Annotated in this window: 4 protein-coding genes; all 4 read left to right on the forward strand. The window is 39.9% G+C overall.

Annotated features, from left to right (window positions below):
- Window positions 1-506 (forward strand): DUF3997 domain-containing protein (locus Q0590_RS36935; RefSeq protein ID WP_302042709.1); only part of this gene is annotated, 506 nt, incomplete at its 5' end.
- A 109-nt stretch (window positions 507-615) separates the two neighbouring features.
- The gene (locus Q0590_RS36940) at window positions 616-1092 is read left to right on the forward strand and encodes a hypothetical protein (protein WP_302042710.1); all 477 of its coding nucleotides are present in this window, start codon (window positions 616-618) and stop codon (window positions 1090-1092) included.
- A 158-nt stretch (window positions 1093-1250) separates the two neighbouring features.
- A complete protein-coding gene (locus Q0590_RS36945) occupies window positions 1251-1688 on the forward strand; it encodes a hypothetical protein (RefSeq protein WP_302042711.1) in 438 nt (145 codons plus the stop codon).
- 118 nt (window positions 1689-1806) lie between these two features.
- Window positions 1807-2502, forward strand: a complete 696-nt coding sequence (locus Q0590_RS36950) for a DUF4288 domain-containing protein (RefSeq protein ID WP_302042712.1) — start codon at window positions 1807-1809, stop codon at window positions 2500-2502.
- Window positions 2503-2728 lie beyond the last annotated feature (226 nt).

The raw sequence follows: 2728 nt of genomic DNA on the forward strand, positions 1-2728 counted from the left end.
CAAGTCCGGTTCTGAAGACCAGTACAGGAGGCGACTCCTGTACTGAGTTTAACTGTATGCCATTCAAGAATATGACTAATAAGCTATCACTTCTATTCTTAGCATTGGTATTTCTTACCGGCTGTATATTTGATTATTCTTATGAGAAGAAATTGATTGGAGGATATTATTTAGATGCCATAGATTCAGAAGAAAGTATGCAACTAACTTATAAATATGAAGATTCGGGAGTTGGAGAAGGAATCATTGGTGAAACAATTTTTGATGTGGGATGGAATGATAAGTTTATAGTAGTCAAGCAACATCCTCATCAGTTTGGAGAACCGCTAAATAAAGGGCTTACAAATTATTATATTGTTAGAGTCGTTCATAATACTATTAACTATCAGACAATAAAAAATAATATTATTGGTCCCTTAAACGGGGAAGAGTTCAATGAGATGAAGAAAAAGTTAGAGGTTCCCGAAGCGTTTGAGAATAGTTTACACTTTGATGACATAGATTAAACAACGGCATACAACACTTAACCCTGCGGCAACCGCCTTATTCTCAGCTGAAGCCTCAGCACAAAAGGCCGGTTTGCGAGGGTTCGTGAGTCGTTATGGCTCATTGAAAATGAAAATACTATTTGCGATTTGCTTAATCCTAAGTGTTATCAGTAATTCATTCGCTCAACAGCTAGTGAAAATACCTGCTGATGTAACGTACGAGAAATTAGAAGATTTAAAGCTTAGGGTAAATCGAATTACTTATGTACTAGATAAGTATCAGAACAGAATTATCGCTGTTCGCTATCAAGAACGAGAGCTTCAACAGGGTGAAACAATAAAACAAGGAAGCGAGATTGATTTGGTTGTAGGCACCGGACAGGATGATGAAATAGCTGTTCCTAATTTGATAGGATTAACTTTATCAGATGCTCAATCCATACTTAGTCCTTTAACGCTACAGTTAAGTGTGAATGGCAGTCAAAAGCCTGTTTCAAATAAAAGAGTAATTACTAAGCAATTTCCTATACCTTATAGTACTGATTTTAGAGAAAGAAATAGGGTGAAGAAAGCGGGCAAAATTGCTGTGTGGATAGATCAGTAAACATAAAATAACGAGCCATAACATCTACTTCGGCCTATCAGCGGCCTGCCTCAGCAAAGGCTTCACCGCAAGGGAAGCCGTGATACATTATGCCTTATAAGAGAGAAGACAAGTTGCAACCTTTCTTGTAAAAGTAGGTTCATTTTAAAAATGATGTTATGAAATTTTTATTCCCATTTGTATTCTTGCTTCTGACATTATTCATAGCTTCTTGCCAAAGAAAGGATCAAGTACCTTCACCTCCTCAATTAATAGGTAAATGGCAATTGAATAAATATTATTCTGGATGGACGGGAAAATATGTTTCTGCCCAAGAACTTCCCTATAAAGAGTATTACCAATTTGATCAGGATAGTACGTTTAAAAAATACCGATCAAATGGAGTTGAAACGAAGGGCAGCTATTCAATGAAAGAACTAGGGGAAGTATATTATATTTATCTTACTTATGTATCTGAAACAGATCTGCATAAACAAAGTTTACAAAGGAGTTGTAATGCTACTGAGTGGGACATGCAATTGAGTACAGATATAGGTTTAGTACAAGATGATAGCCCATGCGACGGTCCTGCAAAACATTACCAGAAAGTGGATTAAGGTGAGTAAAACAAAGTATAACACCAGCTTCTATCGCCAATTAGCCCTTGCTTAGCTCAGGGCCACATCACAGAGGGCTAGTATGCGAGAAGCTTTGATCCATTATAGAGAAAAAAGAATGAATAAGAGAATAGGAGGCCTGGAAGATTGGAATTTAAGCGAAGAGCGTTTAACGCATCTGACCAACAGAGCTTGTGTTCGGATTCACCTCGCTTATCCCGATTATAAAACCTTTCTTGCCTATCCTCCAGCGGCAAGAAGGCGGGAAATAGCAAGAACTTTTCGGGAAGCATTCAGCGCATTAAAGCTGTTGCTGAAGGGTATTCCCTTTGAAAGAATAGGTTCTTCTGTTAGGCCCAGGGGCGTAAAGGTGGAATTGCCCTTGCATCGGGTAGGGGAACTGATCCGAGAAGACTTTATTGGCCATATTTCTATTGAGGCAATTGACGGCCTGGAGAAAAAGGCGGCCAGGGAGCCTGAAGGTAGCTTTTGGAGTATCAAAGCCCGGTTTGCGACTCAGATAGAAGATCAAGAGAGCGGGTTGCAGCCCTATGAGGACCGGATATTACTCATAAAAGCAGTGGATGAGCAAGATGCGCAGAAAAAGCTGCTAAAATCCTTTGAAAGTTACGAAGAGCCTTATTTAAACGCCTCGGGCAGGTTAGTCAGGTGGAAGTTTGAAAAGTTTTTAGATGCCTACGATACCAGTGTTTCCTCCATAGAAGCATTTTCCAGTGAGCAAGGAGTAGAAGTGTTTTCTGAGCTGGCAAACCGTAAGCTAAAGCCCGAAGATGTCTGGAAGTTAAACCCATGAAGAGGGTGACTATACTTGAGTAGCTGGCCCCACCATAGGGCTTTTGGTGATCTCCCCGGATAGCTGAGTAAACCTACGCTTATTTCCTCTTTAGGAGCCGCCTGCGGTGTGTTACAGGAAACTAAAGAAATGCATGGAGCAGTTATACAAAAGATTTCATGGTAGGGTAATCCATTTTTTCACTTCATGGCCTAGCACCTGCAACCTAGACAGGTATTTCACACAA

Source organism: Rhodocytophaga aerolata (genome assembly GCF_030503435.1).
GTDB classification, from domain to species: domain Bacteria; phylum Bacteroidota; class Bacteroidia; order Cytophagales; family 172606-1; genus Rhodocytophaga; species Rhodocytophaga aerolata.

What these genes read in the sequence shown, in the direction of transcription:
- Q0590_RS36940 (WP_302042710.1), top strand. Translation starts at nt 616, where the DNA reads ATGAAAATACTATTTGCGATTTGCTTAATCCTAAGTGTTATCAGTAAT.
- Q0590_RS36945 (WP_302042711.1), top strand. Translation starts at nt 1,251, where the DNA reads ATGAAATTTTTATTCCCATTTGTATTCTTGCTTCTGACATTATTCATA.
- Q0590_RS36950 (WP_302042712.1), top strand. Translation starts at nt 1,807, where the DNA reads ATGAATAAGAGAATAGGAGGCCTGGAAGATTGGAATTTAAGCGAAGAG.